Source organism: Alkalicoccobacillus porphyridii (genome assembly GCF_007293315.1).
Lineage (GTDB): Bacteria > Bacillota > Bacilli > Bacillales > Bacillaceae_D > Alkalicoccobacillus > Alkalicoccobacillus porphyridii.
Map to the genome: position 1 here is coordinate 1 of NZ_VLXZ01000166.1, position 281 is coordinate 281.

At 51.6% G+C, this 281-nt stretch carries 1 protein-coding gene; it reads left to right on the forward strand.

The genetic code is table 11. The features are described from left to right. On the forward strand, positions 1-281 hold a 281-nt coding region (locus tag FN960_RS23910; protein WP_185971141.1), incomplete at both ends, for a deoxyribodipyrimidine photo-lyase.

Consider the following 281-nt stretch of genomic DNA (forward strand, 5'->3'; position numbering starts at 1 on the left):
TCGAAATAGTTAAACAGGTGTGCGCGGAAAACAGCGTTACCCACCTGTTTTATAACTATCAGTATGAAGTGAATGAGCGGGCGCGGGATGTGGAAGTTGAAAGAGCGCTGCGTAACGTGGTGTGTGAAGGATTTGATGACAGCGTGATCCTGCCGCCTGGCGCGGTGATGACCGGTAATCACGAGATGTACAAAGTCTTTACGCCTTTTAAGAATGCCTGGCTGAAACGGCTGCGGGAAGGGATGCCGGAGTGTGTCGCTGCGCCAAAAGTTCGTAGTAGC